Source organism: Aeromonas sp. 6P, from assembly GCF_051919525.1.
GTDB classification, from domain to species: Bacteria; Pseudomonadota; Gammaproteobacteria; order Enterobacterales; family Aeromonadaceae; genus Aeromonas; species Aeromonas veronii.
Map to the genome: position 1 here is coordinate 2,103,753 of NZ_JBQBEO010000002.1, position 24,766 is coordinate 2,128,518.

Sequence of the window (24,766 nt, forward strand, 5' to 3'; positions counted from 1 at the left end):
TGGCGGCAGGGTGAACCCAACCGCCAGACGTTGTGCTAATCGCAGGTTGTAGCAGGCAAGCGCATGACGGTGGCCTCCCGGCCCAGATGGGTCAGCAGACGGCGCACGTCGTCGAGGCGGATGATCAGGGTAGCGGTGTTGACCAGCGGATGGCACTGCATCTGTTCGGCTTGCCAGATGGCCTCGTCCACCACCAGCTCTACCGCTTTTTCCCTGTCGCGCACCATGGCGAGCAGGGTCACCGAGCCCGGGGTAAGGCCGAGCACCGCATCGAGCCGCTCGGGGGAGCCAAAGCTCAGCCGCTTGACGCCGAGCATGGCTGCCAGCGCCTTGAGATCGACCCGGCGATCCTCCGGACTCACCACCAGAAACAGCCGTTCGCTTTTCGGATCGCGCAAAAAGAGGTTCTTGGTCTTGGCGGCGGGCAGGTCGGGCAGCAGCTTGCTCGCCTCCTCACAGGTAAATACGGGGGGATGATCGACACGCTGGTAGGGGATCGCCAGCTGATCCAGCAGGGAATAAATTGCCACAAAGACTCCTTTCGTCGGCGAAGAGTGGTCAGAACGGGATGGGCGGGAATAACGGCCGGATCGAGCTTACCAGTTTGACTCCCGCCTCGCAGCCAGCGTGACGATTGCGAGCAGGCACTGTATGAACGTACAATAGTCCCATTCTCGGACAGCCCCTTTACGCTTCATGACTGCAACCCAGCCCACCGTACCCGCCACTCCGCCCCTCGACGGTTTTATCCTGACCCGTCACGGTCGGGACGTGCGCGGCCGCAACGGGCACGCCGCCACCACCGAAATCGTGATGTGGCTCTGGAGCGCGCAGGGGCCGGTGCGAGTGGTGGTGCCGGGGCAGGAGCCGGTGTTCTTTTTGCCACAGAACCATATGGCAGAAGCCGCCGAGCTGTTCAAGGGGGCCGGGGTGAGCGGGCGGTTTCGCCGCCTGCCGATGCATACCTTCGACGGTCGCCCCGTGGTGGGCTGCTATTTCGCCACCCTGAGCGCCTTTCACCGCGCCATCGAGCTGTTACTCATTCGCGGGCTGGAGCACTTCGAGGCGGATATCCGGCTGCCGGAGCGTTTTCTGATGGAGCGTTTCATCACAGCTGGCGTACGCTTCGATGGCCGGGCGGTGAAGAAGGGGGGCAAGCAGGGATACTGGGAGGTGAACGAGGCGCGCTGCGCGCCGCAGGCGGTGACGCCGACCCTCTCCTGGGTGTCGCTGGATGTGGAGTGCGCCATGGACGGGGCCCTCTTCTCGGTCGGTCTTTACAGCGAACAGGATGCGCGGGTCATCATGATCGGCACCCCGGAGGCGGATGCCGAGAGCTGGGGCACCCAGGTCCAGTGGGTGGCGGACGAGAGCGCCCTGCTGAGTGCGCTGGAGAGCTGGTTCAGCCTGCATGACCCCGATCTGGTGATTGGCTGGAACGTGGTCAATTTTGACTTTCGCCTGCTGCTCCGCCGTGCCGAGCTCAACAAGCGGCGACTGCGGCTCGGGCGGGGGCGCGAGCTCTGCTTCTGGCGCTCGTCACGGGGCGATCCCCAGACTGGCAACGTCATTATCCCCGGGCGCATGGTGCTGGATGGCATCGATACCCTCAAAAGCGCCACCTGGCAGTTTGCCAGCTACAGCCTGGATGCGGTGGCGAGCGAACTGCTCGGCCGTGGCAAGGATATCGAGGATGTGGCCAATCGGGGGGAGAAGATCACCGAGCTGTTCCACTCCGACAAGGAGGCGCTCGCCCGCTACAACCTGGAAGATTGCAAGCTGGTGTGGGAGATCTTCGACTACTGCCACCTTATCCCGTTTGCCATTGAGCGAGCCTCCCTCACTGGCCTTGAGCTGGACAGGGTAGGGGGCTCGGTGGCGGCCTTTACCAACCTCTATCTGCCGCGGCTCCATCGTGGCGGCTACGTGGCCCCCAATCTGCCGGCCGACGGTGGGTTGGCAAGCCCCGGCGGTTATGTGATGGACTCCAAACCCGGTCTCTATCGCCATGTGCTGGTGCTCGATTTCAAGAGCCTCTATCCCAGCATCATCCGCACCTTCTGCATCGACCCCATGGGACTTATCGAAGGGCTGCAGCATCCCGAGCACGCCATTCCCGGCTTTCGCGGCGCCATGTTCTCCCGCGAGCGGCACTTCTTGCCGGAACTCATCGCCACCCTGTGGGCGGCGAGGGACAGAGCCAAGGCCGCCAGCAACAAGGCACTCTCCCAGGCCATCAAGATCATCATGAACTCCTTCTACGGCGTGCTGGGGTCGGGGGGCTGCCGTTTCTATGATCCGCGCCTAGCCTCGTCCATTACCCTGCGTGGCCACAGCATCATGCAGCAGACCCGCGAGTGGATAGAAGATAAGGGGTTCGAGGTGATCTATGGTGACACCGACTCCACCTTTGTCCATCTGGGGCGCGAGACCAGCCCCGATGAGGCGGACGAGATTGGCCAGCGACTGGCTAAAATGATCAACGATAACTGGGCTGCACTGATCAGGCGCGAGTTCGACCTGCCGAGCTATCTGGAGATCCAGTACGAGACCCACTATCGCCGCTTTCTGATGCCCACCATCCGCGGGCTGGAGAAGGGCAGCAAGAAGCGCTATGCGGGGCTGGTTGGCAAAGCCAGTGAGGGGAGTGAACAGCTGGTATTCAAGGGGCTCGAATCGGTGCGCACCGACTGGACCATGCTGGCCAAGCAGTTTCAGACCCGCCTCTATGAACTGGTGTTTCACGATGAAGATCCCAGCGGCTATGTGCGCACCATGGTGGATGAGACTCGGGCCGGTCGTCACGACGATCTGCTCATCTACCGCAAACGGCTACGCCAGAAGCTCGAAGAGTATCAGAAGAATGTGCCGCCCCATGTGCGGGCAGCGCGGCTGGCCGATGAGGAGAACCTGCGCCGCGGTCTGCCCCAGCGCTATCAGCATCGGGGCGCCATCGCCTATCTGATGACCCTCAATGGCCCAGAGCCGCTGGAATACAGGCGCAGCGCCATCGATTACGAACACTACATAGACAAGCAGTTGCGGCCCATTGCCGATGCCATCCTGCCCTTTATCGGCGAGTCGTTCGACCGGATCTGCGGTCAGCAGCTGGATCTTTTCTGATTGGTGCAAGTTGGCACTTTACTTCCCATGAATACTGGATAAAAATACAGTTATAAATCATGGAGAAGTTTCCTATGCGTCTTGAAATCATCATCGACAGAAAACATCAGATCCCGACCTCGACCATGGAGGCGCTACGTCAGGAGCTGCTCAAGCAGCTTGGCGAAAAATTTCCCGACATCCATGTGCGGGTCGCGCCAGGCAGTGCCATGGCTCTGACCGTCAGCCGTGCCAGCAAGGAAGATAAAGAGCTGGCCGAAGCCATGGTGCAGGAGGTGTGGGAGAACGCCGAGAGCTGGATGCCGGAAGAGAATGTCGCCTCTTGATCCCGCACTGTCAGTGGATAACTCGGGCGTTGGATAAATGGGTAGCTGATAAACGGGCATGCCCGCGAATGATCCGCCGATCCTCGGACAACAAAAACGCAGCCAGGTGGCTGCGTTTTTTGTGGGTGGTGAGAGGTTCGCGGTGGCTTGTCTGGCTCTGGGTTGAGCCATGCCCGTTACAACCCCGCCCAGCTTTTCAGGCTCTGCTGCTGCACCCGGCGGTTGGCTTCGCGGATCTCCCCTTTGGCGCGCAGGTCGGCCAGCGCAATGGGCAGTGCGGTGCGGATCTCGTCACTGCTCATTCCGGCTTTGAGGGCCGGGTGATAGGCCATTTTGAGCAGCACATAGTCCAGCCCGGTCAAAAAGCTGTCGATGCTGTTGTCATTGAAGATGGAGGGAAACACCTTGTCCGAGTCGTTGGGCAGCCCCATCACCTGGGTGAACTCCTCCACCACGCAGTCGAGAAAGCGTCCCTTGGCCCGGCTGTAGTCTACCGGAATGATGATGGTGGCACGGCTGATCTCGTGTTTCGCATTGGTTGCGAAGTTGGCAAGGCAGAGCCCCTCCTTGAGCGCCATCTTGACCGATGGATCCCCCCCCATGGTGCGGTTGGCCCAGCTCTTCATCTTGCTGTAGTCGGTCATGATCAGGGTGAGGTTGGGCTTTGCGGACACCATGCTGATGGGGTGGCCGGTGATACGGGCCAGATGGGCTGCCTGTACCTTCACCACGTCGGCCTGCAGCGGCTTGTCACCCGACTCGTTGATAAGTTGCAGCCGGATCGGCTGCTGCCAGCGGGCAAAACGGGTCTGCCTGGCTTCGCCATACTCCCGCTCCATGGCGATGGCCATAAAGCTCTCGACCAGATAGCTGTTGCTCTGCCAGCGCTCATCGGCCCGGGCGCTGTGGCCCGCGAGCAAAAGCAGCAGCGCCAGCAGCCCGTGTGACGAGCAGCGGGGACGGGCAGCGCAGCCCAAGTTGGCCATTACCAAAGTGGCAATAAAGCGGGTGGCACCAAAGGGGGTTGCGGCAAATGACATGTTTCCTCCCTGAAACGGTTGTCAGCCTAGCGGTTGGCCTTGTCGATATCGCGCCAGGTGAGCCAGAGCCTGAGATCAAACTCCAGTTGATGATAGTCGGGCTCCATGTGCTGGCAGAGCTGGTAGAAGCTCTTGTTGTGATCCTTCTCTTTGATATGGGCCAGCTCGTGCACCACGATCATTTTCAGGAACGGGGGCGGTGCCTCCTTGAACAGGGCGGCGATGCGGATCTCGTTCTTGGCCTTGAGCTTGCTGCCCTGTACCCGGCTGACGTAGGTGTGCAGGCCGAGGGCATCCTTGATCACGTTGATCTTGCCATCGAACACCACCTTTGACAGGGGCGCCGAGCTCTTGAGGTAGCGGTTCTTCAGCTCCATGGTGTAGGCGAGCAGCGCCTTGTCGCTCTGGATCTGGTGGCTTTCCGGATAGCGTTTGGCCAGCATCTCCCCCAGCTTGCCTGCCGCAATCAGCTGCTGTACCTGTGCCTTGAGAGGGTCGGGATAGCCGCCCAGATAAGTCAGTTCCGCCATGGTGTCACTCGTTACATCAAAAAGAGCGTCATTGTAGTTATCTCGGGCGGGCTTGCCTACTGCGGGCCGCTGCTGCAAGGGGTTCTGGCGCAAGAAAAAGGGCGGCCATTGCAACAATGGCCGCCCTGCGGGGCGTATTGACGATCAGCGTCGGCGATAGAGACCCGGATCCACCTCTTCGTAGTGGCTGGTCAGGTATTGATAGAAGGCGAGATGGGAAGGGGTGCTCGGTTTTTTCAGCTCCTCGCTCACCCGATCCGGCTTGGCGATGATGAACTTCGGATTCTGGCGCTGGATATCGGCCAGCACTCGCTCGCGCACGTCATAGGGCGGATTGACGTTGGCAAAGAAGAGGTAGGCGGACGCCGGCTGGCGATCGGTCCAGAGATAATATTGCGGCTGGATGCCATCGACCCAGATCTTGTCGCTCGGGACTGTCTCGGCTTTGATGCGATCGACCCGTACCTGCGCGGCCGGATTGAAAGGGCGACCCTTGAGGGTGCCTTCCCAGGCGTTGTTGATCATCAGCAGCAGCATGGCCAGCGTTGCCAGCCAGGGGGTGGCACTGCGCACATCCCAGGCGCGCCAGAGGGGGATGAGGATCAGCACCGGCAGCGCCCACAGCAGGCTGGTACCGAGCACCTCGTTGACCCGCTCGAGGGACCACTCCTTGGTGCTCCAGCCAAAGGCGAGCTGCTGGGCCAGCAGCCAGCTGGCGGTGAGCACCACCAGCGAGATGCAAAGCAGCCCGATGGCATCTGCCTGCTGTTCGCTGCGATCCAGCAATACCGCCAGCGGCAGCACCGCCAGTTGCAGATAGAGCACGTCGTAGTGATCGAACACATGGCCGGAGACCGAGTTGGCGATCAGGGTGAACAGTACCCCAAACAGGGTTGCCAGCAGGGCGGGCAGATACCACTCCTGACGGCGGCTCAGCATCAGAATGATGAAGGCGGGCAGCAGCATCACAAGGCCTGTGCGCAGCAGGCCGACGGCGCCCACCATGGGAGAGAAGCCGTTGCCGTAGCTCCCCTCGAAGAAGATGTCGAAGGCGTAGTATTTGAAGGCCGCCAGCAGATCATGCTGCTGGAAGTAGGCGTAAAGCGGGCCGCCAATCAGCGCCAGCCCCAGCAGGCTGGAGATGAGCAGCAAGATGGCATCACGCCACTTTTCGTGCAGGCACCAGTGGCAGAACAGCACCAGATACCAGGCCCCCCAGAAGGCGCCGTTGTTGGTGCGCATCCAGGCGACGATGGCGAAGGTGAGTGCCGCCACCAGTGCCGGCCACCAGCGAAATCCCTTGTCCAGCAGCAGGGTAATGAATGCACACTGGGCGATGAGGGCGAGGTGGAAGGTCCAGTCCTCGGTCATGTTGCCGTAGTAGTAACGGGTGCCGTAGAGAGCCAGCACCGCCAGCATGGCGCCAAGGCGCGCCTTGAACGAGAGTCCGAGCTGGGCAAAGGCCTGCCAGCTGGCCAGCAATCCGAGCCAGCAGAGCACCCACTCCAGTGTCCAGATCCCGACAAATCCCCCCATTCGATAACCCAGCGCGTCGAGAGCGAAGATCATCGGCCCCTTGATGTCGATCATGTCGCGATAGAGCACGCCCCCTTCGCTCCACATCTTGCCCATCACCGCGAACAGCGAGGCATCAAAGCCCGGCGCCATGGCGTGGAAGAGCGGGTTGCGCAGACAGAAGAGCAGCGCCAGCAGGGCGGTCAGCAGCACGATGGCTGGCTTGATACCCGGGTTGACGCGAGGGGGAGTGAAACGGATGGAGTGATTCATGAAGTCGCCTGTTCCTGCAGCTGGTCTTGAAAGCGGGCCTATCTTGCCGAGCTAGTGAGTGCGATGCAATGGGGCGGGCCCGTGTGGGGCAAATATTCTCGAAAAAGCCCGGTTCTTGCAGGGAACCGGGCGCTGGCTGCGGCAATATTGGCCGTCAGGGGGATGTGGCAAAGCCATTCCCCCTCTGCATCAATGGATGTACTCAAGCAGGGGCGGCTGCGCTTCCAGTGTCGGCAGGTGACGGGCCCAGCGGATAAAGGCGTCGGCCAGGGTGATGCCGAGCTCCTGATTGTGCTGGGTCAGGGTCCGCGCCAGTGCGGTGTAGCCCTCCTTGCCGGAGGCGGTATAGGCGCTCGACACTCCGCGATAGACCTGTTCGGCATTGACCGCTTGCCACTGGCCGGGGGCGGCTTCCCACTCCAGTCGGGTGATGCGCTGACCCTTGGGCCGATCGGCCTGATAGGTGAATCGCACCCCTGCGGTGTAGGGGAAGCTGCCATTGCCATTGCCGACCACGCCGTTGTTGGTGGCGTTGTCGATGGCATTCTCCAGCGCTTCCGCCAACTCGTGACCGTGCACCCGATAGAGGGTGAGAGGAATGGCAAACGGCAGCAGGCGACCGGCGATATCTGCTTCGCTCAGGGGGCCCGGCTCCAGCGAGCAGCGCACGCCGCCAGCATTGTGCAGGGCAAAGTCCACCTCGCCTACCTGTTCACGGGCAGCGGTTAGCATGGCGCGGGCCACCAGCGGGGCGAGCTGGCTGCCGTGGGGCAGGGTGGCATCCGGTAGCCGCTGATGGGGCAGTGGCGCCGCCAGTCGGGTGACGATGCGCTGGCTCATGGTTTCAATCTCCGGCCGGTAGCGTTTGGCCAGATGTTGTTCCAGTTGTGGGTCCGGCTCGCAGAAGGTGAGCCCGACAGGTGGCGTGGAGGCAAATGGCCAGGGCTGCCAGGGGAGCCACTCCAGCTGACCCTGACTTTGCACGACGCGGCCCGCCTCATCGAAGGTGAGCTCGCAGACACCGAGGCAGAGGGCGCTGTGGCCAGCGTGCAAAATGGCTACCCCGTTGTTCATCAGGGGGTAGGTACCTTCGCTTGGCAGACCCAGCGGCGCGAGATCCCCCAGCAGGCTGTGGGTGTGGCCGCCGATGATGAGGCTGAGCTCGGGGAAGCGCTCGGCCAGCAGCTTGTCCTGATCCAGCCCGAGGTGGCTCAGCAGCACGATATGGTGGATCCCTTCGCTCTTTATCTCCCGCAGCACCTTGGTGAGGGTGTCGGCCACCGCGTGAAAACGGGTGTGGGGATCCGGGTTGGCGATGGCGGCCATCTGGGCGAGAGTGATGCCAAGCAGCGCAAAGGGAACCCCGTCGATCACCTGACGATGCCAGGGCTGATGGGCGTCGTAGAGGTGGGGAATATCCCACAGCCCAAGCGGCGTGTCGGCAGGCTCCTGACTGTTGTCCAGATTGGCGGCCAGCACCGGAAAATCGAGCTGGCGCAAGAACTCCACCAGCGGGCCGTTACCCAGATCGAACTCGTGGTTGCCGAGCACCATGGCATCGGGGGCCAGCATGGCGAGCAGGTCGGCGTTGGCGCGCCCTTTGAAGCGGTTGAAATAGAGCGAGCCCTGAAAGGAGTCGCCACCGTGCAGAAACAGAAAACGCTGGCCGGCTGCTGCGGCTTTGGCACGCAGTTGGGTCAGTCGGGTCAGGATCCGGGCATAACCGCCGCACTGGGTGCGCCACTGGCCTTCACCGACAGGGGAGAAGCTCATGGGCGCGCCATCGAAGTGGGAGTGGCAATCACTGAAATGGGCAAGTTGAACCGTAATACTCATCTCGGTCCTCCTTAGGGGGAAAATGAGCACCGAGTCTACTGCAAAGGGGGGGGAGGATACCAGCCCGGCAGGGTGCCGGGCTGGTCAATGATCAGGCGGGTACCATGATCTGGGTGGCGATGATCACCACCAGCAGGCCGACGGCGACCGGCATACTGGTGCGCTTGACCACCTCGAACGGCGAGAGTTTGCCCATCCCGGCACAGGCGACCACCACCCCGGATACCGGAGAAATGGTGCGACCCAGGTTGGAGGCTTGCAGCATGGGAATCACCAGATAGGCCGGGTTAATGCCAAGGCTGCTTGCCAGATTGGGGATCAGCTCTACGAAGGCGTAGAAGGGGGCATTGCCCGAGCCGGTGGTGAAGGCGGCCAGGGTGGTTATCACCACCAGTGACAGCATCATGATCAGGCCGCCGGAGCCGAGATCCTGCGCGTGAGCCAGCAGTGTGTCGATAAAGCCGATGGTCATCAGACCCTGGGCGAAGACACCGGCACCGACCAGCAGCATGACCACACCGGCAAAGGCGTCAGCCATGTTGCGCCAGCATACCTGCAGACCGTCCAGCAGCTCCTTGCCATTGCGGATCCGCACGAGCTCCAGCAGGCTGGCCAACACCATGCACATGACGATGATGGTGACGATATCCAGCTGCGGACCCCATTTGCCGTCAAATACCAGCACCCCGATGATGGGGGTAAAGGGCAGGATGGCGTAGAAGGCCGGCGCAGTCGTCACCAGATCACCCGGTGCGACCGGTTCGTTGTGCTCACCGGATTTTTGATCAAGGTAGCGCTGCCAGAAGAAGTGGGTCACCGCCATACAGGCGATCGCCACCAGCGAGATGGGCAAGGTCAGCTTGAAGGCAAAATCCAGCAGCGGCATGTTGGCGGCCTGAGCGGCCATCACCACGTCCCCTGAGGTCGGTGCCAGAATGATGGCGGCTGGCGAGGCGCACACGGCCGCAGCCGCGCCACGGGAGATCCCCATGTTGACCATTAGCGGGAACAGGGTGGCCATCAACAGCACGCCGAGGCCGGTGGCGGAGCTCACCGCCAGCGACATGGCGCAGGCCACCAGATAGGCCGCCACCAGCAGGATATAGGGGGACTTGATGATGCCGAGCGGTTTGCTGGCCAGCTTGACCAGAATGGTGTTGGCGCCGATATGGCTCATGTAGCCGGCGAAGCCGCACAGCACCATGATCAGCATCCCCAGTCCACCGCCACGGTCATTGAGCAGGAAGCGGACGTATTCGAAGATATCGGTTGCGATATAACCGGTGCTGACCACCTTGCTCGGCAGTACCGGCTTGCCCATCATGGCGGTGATGACCAGCAGCAGCAAGCCGCCGCTCAGCAGCACCCCGGTCGCGGAGTATCCTTTGAAAATGGCACGGCCCACCACCAGGGTGACCAGGGTGCCAACGATGAGTTCCAGCATATGTTGCCTTCTGATTGGATGAGAGTGGAGGGAGTCTATTCCGATAGGGGTAGAGTGGCGACTGGAAACAGGATGTTGTGTGAGCTAAATCAACGTTTAACCCCATGAACAGAATTAAAGAAAGGTAAAGGTACTTTACCCAGCGGGTTTGGCTACCTACCCTTGCCAGCCTTGGTTGTCTTTTGAGGCTCTTATATGGCGATTGGTGATTTTTCAGGCATTAAACGCTCTCTTTTCCTGCTTGCGATGCTATTTTCACCTACTTGCGTGTTTGCGGTAACCAATGACGGTTTTCATCAAACCGGTCCTCATCAGGCGGTCGCCATGCGGCGTCTCATGGCTCCTCACTCTTACGGCGTTCTGGTGGTTGCCGAGGGGAACAGACCCCGTTTTGCCGCGCTGGCATCCAAAACCACGGAAGCAAACTGCCTGGCCCGTCATGCCATCCGGGTAGATGGGGTCGCGCTGCTGGTCACTCCGAGATTCTATGCCAGAGAGGGAAAACGGGGACTTTGCGAGCTGTGGCTCAATGAGGGGGCAGATCAGGACTTTTTTGCCAACCGCCTTAAAAATGATCATTTTATTCAGATAGATGGTCATGACATCAATGTGAAAAACTATCACCTCGACTGGCAGCGAATCAGCCGTCATGCTCAATAAAAATACAGTTTTGGCCTTGTGCCATACTCTGCTCACGCAACCTGTGAGCGTGCTCTGATTTCTGGGCGCATCATTGTATTGCGCCGCCTCGTCGTCACACATAGGCTATACCCGTCATCTGTGTGGCGGTGGGGTTCACCAAGGTTGGTACTCCGCCCGTGCAATCAAGGAAGGTAGTCTGGCATGGTCAGCAAGGTTTATGGAGTAGTGGGGGTCGGGTTGTTGCTGTTGCCCCTGATGAGTCAGGCTCAGCCGAGCCGGCCGCAAGTGGTGCCAGAGTCCCGCATCAATGTCCGTTTTTATGAGGTCAATGCAACCAGTCCGGAGCAGCTTGCCCGGGCGATTGCCCAGAGTGCTCCCAAGGTGAATGGCAAGCCCGTACTCGGCAAGGCGAGTTATCAGGTGGACTGGCAGCTGGATACCGAGCAGTTGCCGGGGCGCTGCCAGCTCAACCGGGTGACGGTGACCACCAACGCCACTGTGTTGCTGCCCCGCTGGCGTCAGAGCGCGAACAGTAACGATCCTGCCCGCCAGCGCTGGGGGCGTCTGCTCTCCAGCATGTTTGACTACGAATCCCGCTTCAAGGAGATGGTGCTGCAGGGGGCCAATCAGGTGGGGGGCGCCATTGCGGGATTACCCGGTCATGCAGATTGTCAGGCGCTGCGCTATGCCGCGTGGGCAGCAGGCAGTGGCGAGCTGAACAAGATTAAGGGACGGCTCGACGGATTCCAGCGTCAGACAGGTTACGGCGAACAGCTTGGGGTGCACTGGCCCAAGTGAGCGCTATCTCAAGACGCAATATCCAGCATCGCACGATTTGATAAACAGAATGGCCGCCCGATGGGCGGCCATTCTGTTTGTTTGCAGAGTCCGGTTCAGACCAGCGCTTTGCCTTTGAGCAGCTTGCGTACCCAGTAACGGGCTGGGTGGAGCGCCTCCAGCAGATCGGCGGCCAGCGGCAGGGGATCGCCGCAGATCTCGCTGGCGAGCAGCTCACCACAGAGCGGCGCCGAGCAGAGGCCCCGCGAACCGAGCGCCCCCAGCACATAGAGGCCGGGGTGAAGGGGGAGCGGCTGGGCGTTGTGCTGATCATGCTGCAGCTGCGCATAGTGATCCGCCAGACCTTGCAATCTGGCCACTGGCCCCACCACCGGCAGGTGATCCCGACTGGCGCAACGCACCCCTACGCGCGCCTTGTTGCCACTCACATCCACCTCGGCGGGCCAGGTTTGCTCTGGCAGGCAGGCTTGCAACCGCACCTGATTCTGGATTTGCTCCTCGGCACGAAACTCAAGGCTGCTCTGGTTGCGGCCATAACTGGCGCCGATGCAGTGTTGATCGTTGTGCATTGGCGTGAGGTAGCCATCGTAGCAGAGCACGGTCTTGAGCTGACGCAAGCTGGCCGTGGTCGGCACATGGCTCACCTGACCGCGCACCGGATAGAGCGGCAGCTCGGCAAAGGGGAGCAGTGATGGCAGCTTGTGTCCGGCGGCGACCACCAGATTGGGGGCCTGCCAGTGGCGGCCATCCTGGTTCTCTATGTGCCAAGCATCTGTCTGCTCGGCAATGGCAACCACCTCGGTGTTGAACACCACCTCAAGCAGGCCGCTGGCTTGCGCCTCTTTCAGGGCGGCTCGGGTGAGATCGGCCGGACAGAGCCAGCCTCCCAGCGGATAGCTGACGCCGCTGTGGCCGCAGGGCAGGCCAACCACCTGCTCTACCTCTGCTGTAGAGAGGGGATGCATCAGTTCGGACGGGAAGGGGCCCTGACTTATCTTGGCCAGCTTGGCTGCCGATTTGTCGTCATAACCGAGCTGGGTTACCCCGCACAGTGCAAAAGCGATGGGATGACGCTCGGCCAACGCCAGCAGCCGTTGGTGGGCATAGCCAAAAGCGAGCGAATAGAAGCGTGACAGTGCATCGTGCTCGCCGTTAAGCAGCGGATAAAGCGCCCCCTGGCGATTGCCTGAGGCGCCGGTAGCCGGTTCGCCATCTGCGCACAGCAACGTCACCTTGCGACCCCGCTCCACCAGAGAGAGCGCCGTCATGGCCGAGGCGATGCCGCCGCCGATGATCACTACCTCGCCAGTGCGTCCGGCAGGACGGGCATACCAGGGGGCGATGGTCTGCTGCGGCTGCTTGTCGGTGCGATCCCCCACCAGCATCTCCCGCTTGCTACCGTGGCCCTTCACCTTCTTCATGGCAAAACCGGCGGCAATCAGGCCGCGACGGACAAAACCGGCACAGGTAAAGGTGGCAATGGAGCAATCGGGACGGGCGAGGCGAGCGAGACCATCAAACAGCTCCTGTGTCCACATCTCCGGGTTCTTGGCCGGGGAGAAACCATCCAGATACCAGGCATCCACCAGACCTTCTGCCCGATGAGGCACCTGCGGCAGCATATCCTTGATGTCGCCAAACCAGAGATCGAGGCGAATGCGGCCACCCGCAAAATGCAGGCGGTGGCAACCGGAGACCGGCAGCGGCCATTGGGCGACAAGATCCTGACTCAAGTGGCCAATTTCAGGCCAGGCGGCCAGCGCCTTGCGCAGATCGTCTTGGGTCAGGGGGTATTTCTCGAAACTGATGAAGTGCAGACGGGAGCCGTTGCCGGATTGGGGCGCCTGTTCCAGGAAGGCTTGCATTGTCGCCAGAAAGTTAAGACCTGTGCCGAAACCTGTTTCACCTATCACGAAACTGTCACTATCGTGGTGCGAAAATCGCGCAGGTAGCCGGTTTTGCTGCAAAAAGACGTAGCGGGTTTCACTTAGACCGTTATCATTGGAAAAGTACACATCCCCGAAGTCACTGGAGACAGGAGTTCCCGCTTCATTCCAGTCCAATCGGGCATGATGTAAGGATGTTTGACTCACGTTTTCCTCGGCTCGCGTCACAAAATCGCGGGCATTCTACGTGAAAGCAGACCAGTTTGGCAGCCGAAAGCGGGTAGACTTGGCGCCAGTTTTTCCAGACGAGATGAATTAATGAGAAGAGCAGTGATCACCGGTATCGGCGTCATCTCCAGTATCGGCAACAACAAGGAAGAAGTGCTGGCCTCCCTGAAAGCAGGTAAATCCGGCATCACCTATTCCGAGCAGTTCGAGCAGCACAACCTGCGCAGCCGTGTCTGGGGTAACATCAAACTCGATCCGTCTGAACTGATCGACCGTAAAGTCATGCGTTTCATGGGTGACGCTGCGGCCTACGCCTACCTCTCCATGCAGCAGGCCATTGCAGATGCCGGTCTGGCGGAAGATCAGGTCTCCAACGAGCGTACCGGCCTGGTGGTCGGTTCAGGTGGTGCCTCCGGCAAGAACACCTCGGAATCTGTGGACATCGCCCGCGAGAAAGGGGTCAAGCGTGTGGGCCCTTACATGGTGCCGCGCACCATGTCTTCCACCACCTCTGCTTGCCTCGCGACCCCGTTCCAGATCAAGGGTGTCAACTACTCCATCAGCTCAGCTTGCGCCACCTCTGCTCATTGCATCGGTCACGCGCTTGAGCTGATCCAGCTTGGCAAACAGGATGTGGTCTTCGCCGGTGGCGGTGAAGAGCTGGACTGGTCCTCTACCATCCAGTTTGACGCCATGGGCGCGCTCTCCACCAAGTACAACGACACGCCGGAAAAAGCGTCCCGTACCTATGATGCGAACCGCGACGGTTTCGTTATCTCCGGTGGCGGTGGAATTCTGGTGATCGAAGAGCTGGAACATGCGCTGGCCCGTGGTGCTCACATCTATGCCGAGCTGACCGGTTACGGTGCTACCTCCGACGGCTACGACATGGTCGCGCCGAGCGGTGAAGGCGCGGTGCGTTGCATGAAGATGGCAATGCAGGGTGTGGGCAAGGTTGATTACATCAACACCCACGGCACTTCCACTCCGGTGGGTGATACCAAAGAGCTGGAAGCTATCCAGACTCTGTTTGGCGCCAACGGTCCCAAGATCTCTGCTACCAAGGCGATGACCGGCCATGCGCTGGGCGCTGCGGGCGTGCACGAGGCTGTCTACTCCCTGCTGATGATGGAACACGGCTTTATCGCCCCTAGCATCAACATCGAGACCCTGGACGAGAAGGCTGAAGGGCTGCCCATCGTGCGCGAGTACGAAGCGGCCGAGCTCAACACCGTCATGTCCAACAGTTTCGGCTTTGGCGGTACCAACGCCTCTCTGGTGTTCAGCAAGTTCAAAGCTTGATCATCCGGTTGATATGAAAAAAGCGCCTCAGGGCGCTTTTTTTGTCTTCGGTGTCCCGTCCTGAATATGGTTTACACCTTTCCCCCCAATAAATGGAGAACCCGATGGGACAAGGTGTGAAACGGACACAGCGCGATTACTCGCTGACTTTTAAACTGGCACTGGTCGAGCAGATTGAAAAAGGCGAGCTCACCTACAAACAGGCTCAGGTGCGTTATGGCATTCAGGGCCGCTCCACCGTTCTGGTATGGTTGCGTAAACATGGTCGGCAAGATTGGAGCCAGGGGGCTTCTGTGCGTGCCGGCAGGAGCATCACCATGCCTGACCCCGAAAACCAGACGCCCGAACAGCGCATCAAGGAACTCGAGCAGCAGCTGGCGCTGATGAGTCAGAAGGCCCAGTTCTTTGAGGCCGTCGTCGATGTGCTGAAGAATGACTACGGCGTCTCCATCGTAAAAAAGCGACCCGGCAAGTCCTCTCGCAGCGGCAAGTCGAGAGGCTGACCATTGTCAGGGCTTGCCTGTTTCTGGGGATAAGCCGGCAGGCTTACTACAAGCGCAATCGGGTCGCCGACGAGCGCCATGCACAAGGGCTGCAGGTGGTGCGCTTCGTGCGTCAGGTTCGACTGCGACAACCTCGGGTGGGCACTCGCAAGCTGCATTATCTGCTGCAGGGTCAGGATGATGGCGGGCTCAAAGTCGGGCGTGACAGGCTGTTTCGGATATTGGCCGAGCACCGCCTGCTGGTGCTGCCCAGGCGGGCGTATCACAAGACCACCCACAGTTTTCACCGTTTCTACCGTCATCCCAACTTGCTCAAGGCGGGGCCAGAGCAGGTCACACCGGTGGCCCCGGAGCAGGTCTGGGTCGCAGATATCACCTATCTTCCCGCCAGGAGCGGGCCGCTGTACCTGAGCCTGGTGACGGATGCGTACTCACGCAAGATAGTAGGCCACCACGTACACGAAGGAATGCACGCGGAGTCGGTGGCGATGGCGTTCAAGAAAGCACTGAAGCAACGGCGTGGCGGCGGTGAACTCATCCACCACTCGGACCGCGGCGTGCAGTATTGCTCTGGGCTGTATCAGTCACTACATGAACGGTACGAGGTGAAGTGCTCGATGACGGATGGGTATGACTGTTACCAGAATGCGTTGGCGGAGCGGGTGAACGGGATTTTGAAAGGAGAGTTATTGTTGCAAAGCCCGCAGGATTTAACGCAAGCGCGGGAGATGGTGCGTGAAGCGGTGGATATTTACAACGTGGAGCGGCCGCATCATGCGTTGAAATACAGAACCCCCGATGCTGTACATAGGGGGTTTTGAGTAGAGAAATGCTAGTTGAAAATGTGTAAACCTATTTCAGGACTAGACACGGGATCTGCCATCACTCATTGCAGAGCAGAGCAGAGCAGAGCAGAGCAGAGCAGAGCATCGACCATTGTGGAATAGGGGGAGTGGGTTGGTGGCAGATTTCAGCGCAGATGGGGGGCGCCACACCAATGAGCCTGCTCCGCACTTGGGAGAAAGGCAGATAGCAAGAAGGGAGCCTGAGGCTCCCTTCTTTGTTAGCGGTAATGTGATGGCTGCTGGCTAGAACCAGAAGCCGATGATAAAGGAGCCCGCAAGGGTCAGCATCACGTTGGCCACCGCATAGGTACCGGCATAGCCGAGCGCCGGAATGGAGCTGTTGGCTGCCTCGTTGACCACATCCATCGCCGGGGCACAGGTACGGGCACCTGTGATGGCACCGAGCAGCAGCGCCGGGTTCATCTTGAGCACCCAGACCCCGAACAGATAGCCTACCAGCACCGGCAAGGTGGTCACCAGCATGCCGGAGAAGAGCACTACCGTACCCACCTCGCTGAGGTGGTCGAGGATGCCGCCACCGGCTTTCAGGCCCGTGCTCACCATAAAGACCGCCAGACCGAGATCCTTGGCCAATCTGAGCGCGCCGGGCGGCACATAGCCGACCGTCGGGTGGTTGGCCCGCAGGTAACCCATCAGAATGCCTGCCAGCAGCAGGCCGACGGCGTTGCCGAGACCGAATTCGATCTGACCGAACACCAGCGAAACAGAGCCGATCAGCAGGCCGAGTACGAAGAAGGTGGTGAAGGCCACCAGATCTGTGGTCTGGCTGTGGATGCTGATAAAGCCGATCTTGTTGGCCAGCAGTTTGACCCGCTGCTTCTCGCCGCTGATCTGCAACACGTCGCCCTTTTGCAGCATGATGTTGCGATCGAAGGGCATCTCGATCTGGGAGCGCACTACCCGGTTGAGGAAGCACCCTTTCTCGGTGAGGTTGAGCTCCACCAGATGGCGGCCTACCACGGAGTCATTCTTTACCACTATCTCTTCGGTGACGATCTGCAGGTCGAGCAGGTTGCGGTCGAACACCTCTTTACCGTTGCGATAGTTGACGTCCAGCTTCTCGTGGCTCTCGGGATAGCCCACCAGAGCGATCTCATCCCCTTCCTGAATGACGGCATCGCCATCGGGACTGGCCAGAATGCCGTTGCGGCGGATCCGCTCTACATAGCAGCCGGTATGGGGATAGATGCCGGTCTCACGCAGGGTACGGCCACCGATCCAGGCTGCCAGTTCGGGACCAACCCGATAGGCGCGGATGATGGGCAGATAGGTCTTGCGACTCTCGCTGTCGGAGAGCCCCCGCTCACGGGCGATTTTTTGCGCTTCGGTATTGAGGTCGAGGCGTGCCAGCGATGGGAGATAGCGCACCACCAGCATCAGGCCCACCAGACCCACCAGATAGGTCAGGGCGTAGCCGATGCCCATATTGTCGAGCACAGCCTGCATATCGGTCTGATGGGGCAGGTTGAGCAGACCACTGCGCAAGGCATCCTGAGCACCCACCAGTGCCGGGGTCGAGGTGAGGGAACCCGCCAGGATCCCCGCCGCCATGCCCGGTCCCAGATTGAAGAACTTGGCCAGCCCCACCGTCAGCAACAGGGCGGTCAGCAAGATCACCAGGGTCAGGGTGATGTAGTGGATGCCGTCGCGCAGGAAGACGCTGAAGAAGTGAGGGCCCGCCTCGATCCCTACACAGAAGATGAACAGCATAAAGCCGACGTTTTCAGTGGTGGCCGCAAATTCGAAGCCCATCTGGCCGAACAGCAGGGCGGTAAACAGCACACCTATGGTGTTGCCAATCTGAAAGTTGCCAATTCGCACCTTGCCAAGCAGCAGGCCGAAGGCCAATACCACGAACAGCAGCAGGGAGTCGCTTTGATGTAGCAGTGTCACGAAATCTATGGTCATGCCCGGAAAAACCGAGGAAAAAAGTGGGGTCGATATTGTGCCGGATCTATCCCCAATAAAGAAGCGCAAGGGAGCGATTAATCGGACGTTATCGGACGCTATTTGTGGAACCGGCGGCGTGATAGGGAGACAAGCGGATGAAATCTGGCAATTTTTGCTGTAACAGCCGTTGTCAATTAGTGAAATCTGCTGCCCGCGACCGAAGAGCTCTGGCGCAGGCCGATATTTTAGATTCTGCTGTTCAGCCGCTTGGCGGGGATCTGTTTCAGCAGATTCAACCGATGGCCGTCATGGTTGGCTGAGGGGCAAATCAGCTTGATATTTGCCCGTTCGCCCACAGGGAAAAGGGTTGGCAAAAAGATACCTCTGAAAAGTGCCAATAGAGCCTGTCACCTCACTGTTCCTGAGGGGGCAAAAAAACAGCATAAAATCAGGTTGGCCAGCAAAATGACTCTTCGCCGGGGGCCATCAAGGGCAATCCCGCGTCCTGACAGGGCTTGCTGCACTTACCCACAGAATCTGTGGATAACCCTGTTTATGAAACTTGTTCATCGCCCTGAAAGCCGCGCCAGCACTGGGATGCAAGGGCTGTTCAAAAAATACCGGAAGAAAAATGTTTGTATAAAAATCAAATAGTTAGATGCGACAGGAGAAAACTCTGTCGAGCCGGGACGGGTAACAAAAGGGAGCGTCAGCAGCAAGAAGGATCTTGTGCATTAAAATTGGCAGGAGAGGGCACTAAAGTGGATAACTTGCACCGAGATGGTGAGGAATTGGCTCCCCCGACTGGACTTGAACCAGTGACATACGGATTAACAGTCCGCCGTTCTACCGACTGAACTACGGGGGAACATCAGGCAAGGAGGAGCATCATACAGAAGGTGTCCGAGGTGGTCAAGCCATTCGCGGGATGATGGCACGGGTGTACCGCTGCCAAACCCTCGGTTACACTGCTCTCCTGCTGTTTTGTGTCGGGAGTGTTCATGAGCAAATTGTTCAAGTTAGCCAGCCAGTTTCAACCCGCCGGGGATCAGCCCACGGCGATTGCCCAACTGCTGGATGGCATCGAGTCGGGGCTGGCCCACCAGACCCTGCTCGGGGTGACCGGTTCGGGCAAGACCTTCACCATGGCCAATGTCATCGCCACCCTGAACCGCCCGACCATGATCCTGGCTCCCAACAAGACCCTGGCCGCCCAGCTCTATGGTGAGATGAAAGAGTTCTTCCCCGACAACGCGGTGGAGTATTTCGTCTCCTACTACGACTATTACCAGCCCGAAGCCTATGTGCCGACCACCGACACCTTTATAGAGAAGGATGCCTCCATCAACGATCACATCGAGCAGATGCGATTGTCCGCCACCAAGGCGCTGCTGGAGCGGCGCGACGTGGTGATCGTTGCTTCGGTGTCGGCCATCTATGGTCTGGGGGATCCCCAAGCTTATCTGAGCATGATGCTGCATCTCAAAGTGGGGGATGTGATTAACCAGCGGGATATCCTGCGTCGCCTCGCCGAGCTGCAGTACACCCGCAACGACATGGCGTTTCAACGCGGTACCTTCCGGGTGCGCGGCGAAGTCATCGATATTTACCCTGCCGAATCGGACAAGCTGGCACTGCGGGTGGAGCTATTTGATGAAGAGGTGGAGCGGCTCTCCCTGTTCGACCCGCTGACCGGCGCTATCGAGCAGACGGTAGTGCGCTACACCATCTACCCCAAGACCCACTACGCCACCCCGCGCGAGACCATTCTGGGGGCTATCGAGCATATCAAGGAGGAGCTGCGCAGTCGCCGCGAGCAGCTGTTGTCCCTCAACAAGCTGGTTGAAGAGCAGCGCATCAGCCAGCGTACCCAGTTCGACATGGAGATGATGCAGGAGCTGGGTTACTGCTCCGGTATCGAGAACTATAGCCGCTACCTCTCCGGCCGTGCGCCGGGGGAGCCGCCGCCCACCCTGTTTGACTACCTGCCGGGGGACGGTCTGCTCATCATCGACGAGTCCCACGTCACGGTGCCGCAGATCGGCGCCATGTTCAAAGGGGACCGCTCCCGCAAGGAGACCCTGGTGGAGTACGGCTTCCGGCTCCCCTCGGCGCTGGACAACCGGCCGCTCAAGTTCGACGAATTTGAAGCGCTGATGCCGCAGACGGTGTTTGTCTCGGCGACCCCGGGCCCCTACGAGCTGGAGAAGTCCGGCGGCGATGTGGTGCAGCAGGTGGTGCGCCCAACCGGCCTGCTCGATCCGGAGATCGATGTGCGTCCGGTGACCACTCAGGTGGACGATCTGCTCTCCGAGATCCGAAAGCGGGTCGCCGTCGAGGAGCGGGTGCTGGTCACGACCCTGACCAAGCGGATGGCGGAAGACTTGACCGAGTATCTGGCGGAGCACGACGTCAAGGTGCGCTACCTCCACTCCGATATTGATACGGTCGAACGGGTGGAGATCATCCGCGATCTGCGCCTTGGCAAGTTCGATGTGCTGGTGGGTATCAACCTGCTGCGGGAAGGTCTCGACATGCCGGAAGTGTCGCTGGTGGCAATTCTCGATGCAGATAAAGAGGGCTTCCTGCGCTCCACTCGCTCGCTGATCCAGACCATCGGCCGGGCGGCGCGTAACCTCAACGGCAAGGTCATTCTCTACGGCGATACCATCACCAACTCGATGAAGGTCGCCATTGAGGAGACCGAGCGGCGCCGCGCCTTGCAGCATGCCCATAACCTCAAGCATGGGATCACCCCCAAAGGGCTCAACAAGTCCATTGGCGATGTGATGGACATGGGAGGCAGCCGCACGGCAGGCAAACCTGGCAAGGGGATGCGCAAGGCGGCCGAGCCGCAAGGGGAATACCATGTCCGCTCTGCCAGCGAGATTGCCAAAGAGATCAAGCGGATGGAGGAGCAGATGTTCCAACATGCCCGGGATCTGGAGTTCGAACAGGCGGCGGCACTACGGGATCAGATCCAGCAGTTGCGCAGCGAGTTGATCGAATCATGAGCCGCAAACGCTGGCTGATTTGGCAACGACTGCGTCGTCTCTATCAGGGTTTTCGCCATCCCGGTACCCCCTGGTGGGCGAGGGGACTGGTGATCCTTATCCTGCTCTATGGCATCAGTCCGGTGGATCTTATCCCTGACGTGGTGCCTTTGCTGGGGTGGTTCGATGATGTGACCCTGCTGTTGGTGTTGCTATGGGGCTGGGAGCGTTGTTTGCCCCCCGCAGTGCGCAGCGAGCTGGAACAGGCCTCCTAGTTCACCTTTTCAACACCACGCTTGACATCACTCTTTGTGCTCCCACCCTCGAAGGAAGCGGAAAAACGGTTTCATTTGAAGGTGGGCGCGGCGGGATGAAAAAGAGGCTGCCCCGGTGATTGTCGCCCGAATAGCATTGGCGTAGACTCCACGCCGTTCACTTTATGGGTATGGAAAAAATGGATCTGATCCTCTTTGCAATTGACTTTATTCTGCACGTAGATGTGCATTTGAAAGAGCTGTTCGAGAACTATGGCGTCTGGGTTTACGCCATCCTGTTTCTGATCATCTTCTGTGAAACCGGCTTGGTAGTGACGCCGTTCCTGCCGGGTGACTCCCTGCTGTTTGCCGCCGGTGCGCTTACCGTGGGCAGCGTGCTGGATGTCCATACCCTAGCGGCCGTGCTGATCATCGCTGCCGTGCTGGGCAACGTGGTCAACTACACCATTGGTCACTTCTTCGGCGAGCAGCTGTTCCGTAATCCGGACTCCAAAATCTTCCGCCGGGATTATCTGGAGAAGACCCACGCCTTCTATGCCAAGCATGGTGGCAAAACCATCATCATCACCCGCTTCCTGCCAATTGTGCGTACCTTTGCGCCGTTTGTGGCAGGGATGGGGGCCATGACCTATCCGCGCTTCCTGGCGTTCAACCTGGTTGGCGGTCTGCTGTGGGTACTCTCCTTCGTCTATGCCGGCCACTTCTTTGGTAATCTGCCGGTGGTGCGTCACAACTTTACCCTGCTGATCTTCGGCATCATCGGTATCTCCCTGTTGCCCATGGTAATTGGCGCGGTCAAGGCCAAGATGAGCACTGCTAGGGCGTAACCAGAAATACGGTCAGCCAGAACGAGAAAGGGGGAGCCATTATGGCTCCCCCTTTTTATCTTCACGCGGGCATGACACTCAGTTGCAGCAGCGTCCTTTCACCAGATTGCCGATGGCCACCACGGTGAAGACCAACAGGTAAGCGGCGAAGATGACAACCAGCCACTGGGGCATGGAGTAACCGAAGAACTGCCAGGTGATCTGGGCACAATCCCCTTCCGGCATAAAGAGCCAGGGGAGCCACTGATCGAGCGGAGCCCAGCTCGGGAAGTCGGCAAACGGGCTGCAGACGTTGAATGGGGAGGGGTTAACCTGATAGTCCACATGCTTGAGGGCCAGCTGGAAGCCGCGGAAGGCACTGTAGCCCCACAGCAACATGGCACTCCAGCGAACATACCACTTATCCGGCGCCACCATGCCGAGCAGACCGGCGGCCAGCACACCCAGGGTCGCCAACCGTTCGTAAACACACATCACGCACGGGGAGAGGCCCAGCACATGCTGGAAGAAGAGGGCGCACAACTCGAGGAACAGGGCTGATGCTGCCAACAGACCCCAGGCCAGCCGATGGGCGGCGATACGGCGGAGAAACTCGATCATCTCATTGATCTCTCAGAAAAAACAGTGGCTGAATTAGAGCAGAGCGGAACCGAAAAGAAAAGGGCCCTGAAAGGGCCCTCGGAAACCGTCGTAACGGATTAATGCAGTGCCGGCTGTACCGCTGGCAGCGCACTCTCCATCACCAGCCATCCGTGCTGATAGAACCACTCGGTGGCAGGACCAAGCAGCAATTCGACAGAGAAAAAGCCGATCAGCCCCAGCACCAATGTGTAGGGCAGCGCCATCCAGACCATGCGGCCATAGGAGAGACGCAGCAGCGGCGCCAATGCCGAGGTGAGCATAAACAGGAAGGCGGCCTGACCATTGGGAGTGGCGACCGACGGCAGGTTGGTACCTGTGTTGATGGCTACCGCCAGCAGATCGAACTGGGCGCGGTCGATGGCACCATTGAGCATGGCCGTCTTCACCTCATTGATGTAGACGGTGCCGACAAAGACGTTGTCACTGACCATGGAGAGCACCCCGTTGGCCAGATAGAAGAGGGCCAGCTGGTTCTCCGGTTTGGCTGCCAGTACCAGCTGGATCACCGGCTTGAACAGCTGCTGATCGATGATGACGGCGACCACGCTGAAGAAGACCGCCAGCAGGGCGGTGAAGGGGAGTGCCTCCTGGAAGGCTTTACCCAGCGAGTGCTCCTCGGTGATCCCGGTCAGGGAGGTGGCCAGCACGATGACCGAGAGGCCAATCAGGCCAACGGCTGCCAGGTGCATGGCCAGACCGACGATCAGCCAGACCGCAATCAATGCCTGAACGATCAGCTTGGCCTTGTCTTGCGGGCTGCGTTTTGCCTCTTCGTAGCGGTTGTACTCCTCCATGATGGCACGCACCGTGTCCGGCAGGCGGGCGCCATAGCCAAACCAGCGGAACTGCTCTACCAGCACGCAGGTCAGCAGACCGCAGATAAAGACGGGGACGGTGACGGGTGACATGCGAATGGCAAATTCGGCGAAGTTCCAGCTGGCTTGCTCGCCGATGATGAGGTTTTGCGGCTCGCCCACCAGGGTGCAGACACCACCCAGCGCGGTACCGATGGCGGCATGCATCATCAGGCTGCGCAGGAAGGCGCGAAAATCATCGAGATCCTGGCGATTGAGCTCGGCGACTTCCTTATCATCGGTATGGTCATGGCTGTGACCAAACTCCTTGCCGGACGAGACCTTGTGATAAATGGCATAAAAGCCGGTGGCGACGCTGATCACCACGGCAATCACGGTCAGGGCATCGAGAAAGGCTGACAGGAAGGCGGAGACCAGACAGAAGGAGAGGGAGAGCAGGATCTTGGAGCGTACGCCGATCAGCAGCTTGGTGAAGACATAGAGCAGCAGCTGCTTCATGAAATAGATGCCTGCCACCATGAACACCAGCAACAGTAGCACTTCGATATTGGCGACCAGCTCGTGCTTGACCTGATCGGCGGAGGTCATGCCGATCAACACGGCTTCGATCGCGAGCAGACCACCCGGTTGCAGGGGGTAGCACTTGAGGGCCATGGCCAGGGTGAAGATAAACTCAACGACCAGTAACCAGCCCGCAATGAAAGGATCAAGGTGGAAGGCAATCGGATTGATCACCAGAAATAGCAAGATGGCGCTTTTATACCACTGTGGTGCATTGCCCAAGAAGTTCTTGGCGAATGCCTGCCCTAGGCTTATTGGCATGATAATGGGTCTCAACTTTGTTGTTAGGATCTGCTTCTATGCAGTCAAGGATGATTCGACCTGTGCCTCCGGATGTTGGCCTTTATCTGTCTGATTCCTCGTGATTTTAATCAAAAAGCGTGACGATTATAAATGATAGCCGATGGATCTCTGCCCATGTGTCTGTTTTATAACCACCTTGTCGGGGTTG

At 59.5% G+C, this 24,766-nt stretch carries 20 protein-coding genes and 1 tRNA gene; 10 read left to right on the forward strand and 11 right to left on the reverse strand.

Going from position 1 to position 24,766, the window contains the following annotated elements; translation table 11 throughout:
* Window positions 1–35 precede the first annotated feature (35 nt).
* Window positions 36–530 (reverse strand): prolyl-tRNA synthetase associated domain-containing protein, encoded by a 495-nt coding sequence (locus ACTG2J_RS09865; protein ID WP_201989508.1) that lies wholly within the window; start codon window positions 528–530, stop codon window positions 36–38.
* A 166-nt stretch (window positions 531–696) separates the two neighbouring features.
* Here ACTG2J_RS09865 and ACTG2J_RS09870 point away from each other — a divergent pair, with 166 nt between their 5' ends.
* Window positions 697–3,123 (forward strand): DNA polymerase II, encoded by a 2,427-nt coding sequence (locus tag ACTG2J_RS09870; RefSeq protein ID WP_439997446.1) that lies wholly within the window; start codon window positions 697–699, stop codon window positions 3,121–3,123.
* 74 nt (window positions 3,124–3,197) lie between these two features.
* Window positions 3,198–3,449: a DinI family protein gene (locus tag ACTG2J_RS09875; RefSeq protein WP_005333426.1), complete on the forward strand. Its 252-nt coding sequence runs from the start codon at window positions 3,198–3,200 to the stop codon at window positions 3,447–3,449.
* 176 nt (window positions 3,450–3,625) lie between these two features.
* On the opposite strand, the gene ACTG2J_RS09880 is transcribed toward ACTG2J_RS09875, so the two are convergent.
* The 5 genes from ACTG2J_RS09880 to dcuC all read right to left on the reverse strand — a co-directional run bounded on the left by ACTG2J_RS09880 (window position 3,626) and on the right by dcuC (window position 10,087).
* Window positions 3,626–4,489 (reverse strand): DUF2927 domain-containing protein, encoded by an 864-nt coding sequence (locus ACTG2J_RS09880; RefSeq protein ID WP_113739986.1) that lies wholly within the window; start codon window positions 4,487–4,489, stop codon window positions 3,626–3,628.
* 26 nt (window positions 4,490–4,515) lie between these two features.
* Window positions 4,516–5,019, reverse strand: coding sequence for a M48 family metallopeptidase (locus ACTG2J_RS09885; protein WP_005333421.1), 504 nt, complete (start codon window positions 5,017–5,019; stop codon window positions 4,516–4,518).
* A 144-nt stretch (window positions 5,020–5,163) separates the two neighbouring features.
* Window positions 5,164–6,807 carry a hypothetical protein gene (locus tag ACTG2J_RS09890; RefSeq protein ID WP_439988699.1) on the reverse strand — a complete coding sequence of 548 codons (1,644 nt, stop codon included), beginning with the start codon at window positions 6,805–6,807 and terminating at the stop codon, window positions 5,164–5,166.
* Between the two features lie 189 nt (window positions 6,808–6,996).
* Complete coding sequence (locus tag ACTG2J_RS09895; protein ID WP_439988698.1) at window positions 6,997–8,643, reverse strand: bifunctional metallophosphatase/5'-nucleotidase; 1,647 nt, start codon at window positions 8,641–8,643, stop codon at window positions 6,997–6,999.
* A 91-nt stretch (window positions 8,644–8,734) separates the two neighbouring features.
* On the reverse strand, window positions 8,735–10,087 hold the full coding sequence (gene dcuC, locus ACTG2J_RS09900; RefSeq protein WP_158111151.1) for an anaerobic C4-dicarboxylate transporter DcuC: 1,353 nt from the start codon (window positions 10,085–10,087) through the stop codon (window positions 8,735–8,737).
* 195 nt (window positions 10,088–10,282) lie between these two features.
* Here dcuC and ACTG2J_RS09905 point away from each other — a divergent pair, with 195 nt between their 5' ends.
* A complete protein-coding gene (locus ACTG2J_RS09905; protein ID WP_201950787.1) occupies window positions 10,283–10,747 on the forward strand; it encodes a hypothetical protein in 465 nt (154 codons plus the stop codon).
* Window positions 10,748–10,930: 183 nt separating this feature from the next.
* Complete coding sequence (locus ACTG2J_RS09910; protein WP_064335946.1) at window positions 10,931–11,527, forward strand: DUF922 domain-containing protein; 597 nt, start codon at window positions 10,931–10,933, stop codon at window positions 11,525–11,527.
* Between the two features lie 95 nt (window positions 11,528–11,622).
* On the opposite strand, the gene mnmC is transcribed toward ACTG2J_RS09910, so the two are convergent.
* The gene (gene mnmC / locus ACTG2J_RS09915) at window positions 11,623–13,641 is read right to left on the reverse strand and encodes a bifunctional tRNA (5-methylaminomethyl-2-thiouridine)(34)-methyltransferase MnmD/FAD-dependent 5-carboxymethylaminomethyl-2-thiouridine(34) oxidoreductase MnmC (RefSeq protein WP_439997447.1); all 2,019 of its coding nucleotides are present in this window, start codon (window positions 13,639–13,641) and stop codon (window positions 11,623–11,625) included.
* A 90-nt stretch (window positions 13,642–13,731) separates the two neighbouring features.
* Here mnmC and fabB point away from each other — a divergent pair, with 90 nt between their 5' ends.
* Window positions 13,732–14,943 carry a beta-ketoacyl-ACP synthase I gene (gene fabB / locus ACTG2J_RS09920; protein ID WP_040068049.1) on the forward strand — a complete coding sequence of 404 codons (1,212 nt, stop codon included), beginning with the start codon at window positions 13,732–13,734 and terminating at the stop codon, window positions 14,941–14,943.
* 104 nt (window positions 14,944–15,047) lie between these two features.
* Window positions 15,048–16,267, forward strand: a protein-coding gene (locus ACTG2J_RS09925; RefSeq protein WP_439997448.1) for an IS3 family transposase whose coding sequence is annotated in 2 segments (ribosomal slippage) — window positions 15,048–15,396 and window positions 15,396–16,267 — 1,221 coding nt in all. Because the reading frame shifts where the segments join, the coding sequence is not laid out codon by codon here.
* Window positions 16,268–16,534: 267 nt separating this feature from the next.
* Here the strand turns inward: ACTG2J_RS09925 and ACTG2J_RS09930 are convergent.
* Entirely contained in the window at window positions 16,535–18,220 is a 1,686-nt protein-coding gene (locus ACTG2J_RS09930) for an aspartate:alanine antiporter (protein WP_005336899.1), read from the reverse strand.
* A gap of 137 nt (window positions 18,221–18,357) precedes the next feature.
* On the opposite strand from ACTG2J_RS09930, the gene ACTG2J_RS09935 reads away from it, so the two are divergent.
* Window positions 18,358–18,522: a hypothetical protein gene (locus ACTG2J_RS09935; protein WP_439988695.1), complete on the forward strand. Its 165-nt coding sequence runs from the start codon at window positions 18,358–18,360 to the stop codon at window positions 18,520–18,522.
* Between the two features lie 472 nt (window positions 18,523–18,994).
* Here the strand turns inward: ACTG2J_RS09935 and ACTG2J_RS09940 are convergent.
* A tRNA-Asn gene (locus tag ACTG2J_RS09940) sits at window positions 18,995–19,070 on the reverse strand.
* A 133-nt stretch (window positions 19,071–19,203) separates the two neighbouring features.
* On the opposite strand from ACTG2J_RS09940, the gene uvrB reads away from it, so the two are divergent.
* From uvrB to ACTG2J_RS09955, 3 genes are all read left to right on the forward strand, one after another.
* A complete protein-coding gene (gene uvrB, locus ACTG2J_RS09945) occupies window positions 19,204–21,216 on the forward strand; it encodes an excinuclease ABC subunit UvrB (RefSeq protein ID WP_439988694.1) in 2,013 nt (670 codons plus the stop codon).
* The gene (locus tag ACTG2J_RS09950) at window positions 21,213–21,470 is read left to right on the forward strand and encodes a YkvA family protein (protein WP_043820318.1); all 258 of its coding nucleotides are present in this window, start codon (window positions 21,213–21,215) and stop codon (window positions 21,468–21,470) included. The genes uvrB and ACTG2J_RS09950 overlap by 4 nt, the downstream gene beginning before the upstream one ends.
* A 179-nt stretch (window positions 21,471–21,649) precedes the next feature.
* Window positions 21,650–22,297 carry a DedA family protein gene (locus ACTG2J_RS09955; protein WP_040069761.1) on the forward strand — a complete coding sequence of 216 codons (648 nt, stop codon included), beginning with the start codon at window positions 21,650–21,652 and terminating at the stop codon, window positions 22,295–22,297.
* 78 nt (window positions 22,298–22,375) lie between these two features.
* On the opposite strand, the gene dsbB is transcribed toward ACTG2J_RS09955, so the two are convergent.
* Window positions 22,376–22,897, reverse strand: a complete 522-nt coding sequence (dsbB, locus tag ACTG2J_RS09960; RefSeq protein WP_005336895.1) for a disulfide bond formation protein DsbB — start codon at window positions 22,895–22,897, stop codon at window positions 22,376–22,378.
* A gap of 98 nt (window positions 22,898–22,995) precedes the next feature.
* Window positions 22,996–24,576: a Na(+)/H(+) antiporter NhaB gene (gene nhaB, locus ACTG2J_RS09965; RefSeq protein ID WP_064338053.1), complete on the reverse strand. Its 1,581-nt coding sequence runs from the start codon at window positions 24,574–24,576 to the stop codon at window positions 22,996–22,998.
* Between the last annotated feature and the right edge of the window lie 190 nt (window positions 24,577–24,766).

What these genes read in the sequence shown, in the direction of transcription:
- ACTG2J_RS09870 (WP_439997446.1), top strand. Translation starts at nt 697, where the DNA reads ATGACTGCAACCCAGCCCACCGTACCCGCCACTCCGCCCCTCGACGGT.
- ACTG2J_RS09875 (WP_005333426.1), top strand. Translation starts at nt 3,198, where the DNA reads ATGCGTCTTGAAATCATCATCGACAGAAAACATCAGATCCCGACCTCG.
- ACTG2J_RS09890 (WP_439988699.1), bottom strand. Translation starts at nt 6,807, where the DNA reads ATGAATCACTCCATCCGTTTCACTCCCCCTCGCGTCAACCCGGGTATC.
- dcuC (WP_158111151.1), bottom strand. Translation starts at nt 10,087, where the DNA reads ATGCTGGAACTCATCGTTGGCACCCTGGTCACCCTGGTGGTGGGCCGT.
- ACTG2J_RS09895 (WP_439988698.1), bottom strand. Translation starts at nt 8,643, where the DNA reads ATGAGTATTACGGTTCAACTTGCCCATTTCAGTGATTGCCACTCCCAC.
- fabB (WP_040068049.1), top strand. Translation starts at nt 13,732, where the DNA reads ATGAGAAGAGCAGTGATCACCGGTATCGGCGTCATCTCCAGTATCGGC.
- ACTG2J_RS09905 (WP_201950787.1), top strand. Translation starts at nt 10,283, where the DNA reads ATGGCGATTGGTGATTTTTCAGGCATTAAACGCTCTCTTTTCCTGCTT.
- uvrB (WP_439988694.1), top strand. Translation starts at nt 19,204, where the DNA reads ATGAGCAAATTGTTCAAGTTAGCCAGCCAGTTTCAACCCGCCGGGGAT.
- ACTG2J_RS09880 (WP_113739986.1), bottom strand. Translation starts at nt 4,489, where the DNA reads ATGTCATTTGCCGCAACCCCCTTTGGTGCCACCCGCTTTATTGCCACT.
- ACTG2J_RS09935 (WP_439988695.1), top strand. Translation starts at nt 18,358, where the DNA reads ATGAAATCTGGCAATTTTTGCTGTAACAGCCGTTGTCAATTAGTGAAA.
- nhaB (WP_064338053.1), bottom strand. Translation starts at nt 24,576, where the DNA reads ATGCCAATAAGCCTAGGGCAGGCATTCGCCAAGAACTTCTTGGGCAAT.
- ACTG2J_RS09885 (WP_005333421.1), bottom strand. Translation starts at nt 5,019, where the DNA reads ATGGCGGAACTGACTTATCTGGGCGGCTATCCCGACCCTCTCAAGGCA.
- ACTG2J_RS09955 (WP_040069761.1), top strand. Translation starts at nt 21,650, where the DNA reads ATGGATCTGATCCTCTTTGCAATTGACTTTATTCTGCACGTAGATGTG.
- dsbB (WP_005336895.1), bottom strand. Translation starts at nt 22,897, where the DNA reads ATGATCGAGTTTCTCCGCCGTATCGCCGCCCATCGGCTGGCCTGGGGT.
- ACTG2J_RS09910 (WP_064335946.1), top strand. Translation starts at nt 10,931, where the DNA reads ATGGTCAGCAAGGTTTATGGAGTAGTGGGGGTCGGGTTGTTGCTGTTG.
- ACTG2J_RS09930 (WP_005336899.1), bottom strand. Translation starts at nt 18,220, where the DNA reads ATGACCATAGATTTCGTGACACTGCTACATCAAAGCGACTCCCTGCTG.
- ACTG2J_RS09950 (WP_043820318.1), top strand. Translation starts at nt 21,213, where the DNA reads ATGAGCCGCAAACGCTGGCTGATTTGGCAACGACTGCGTCGTCTCTAT.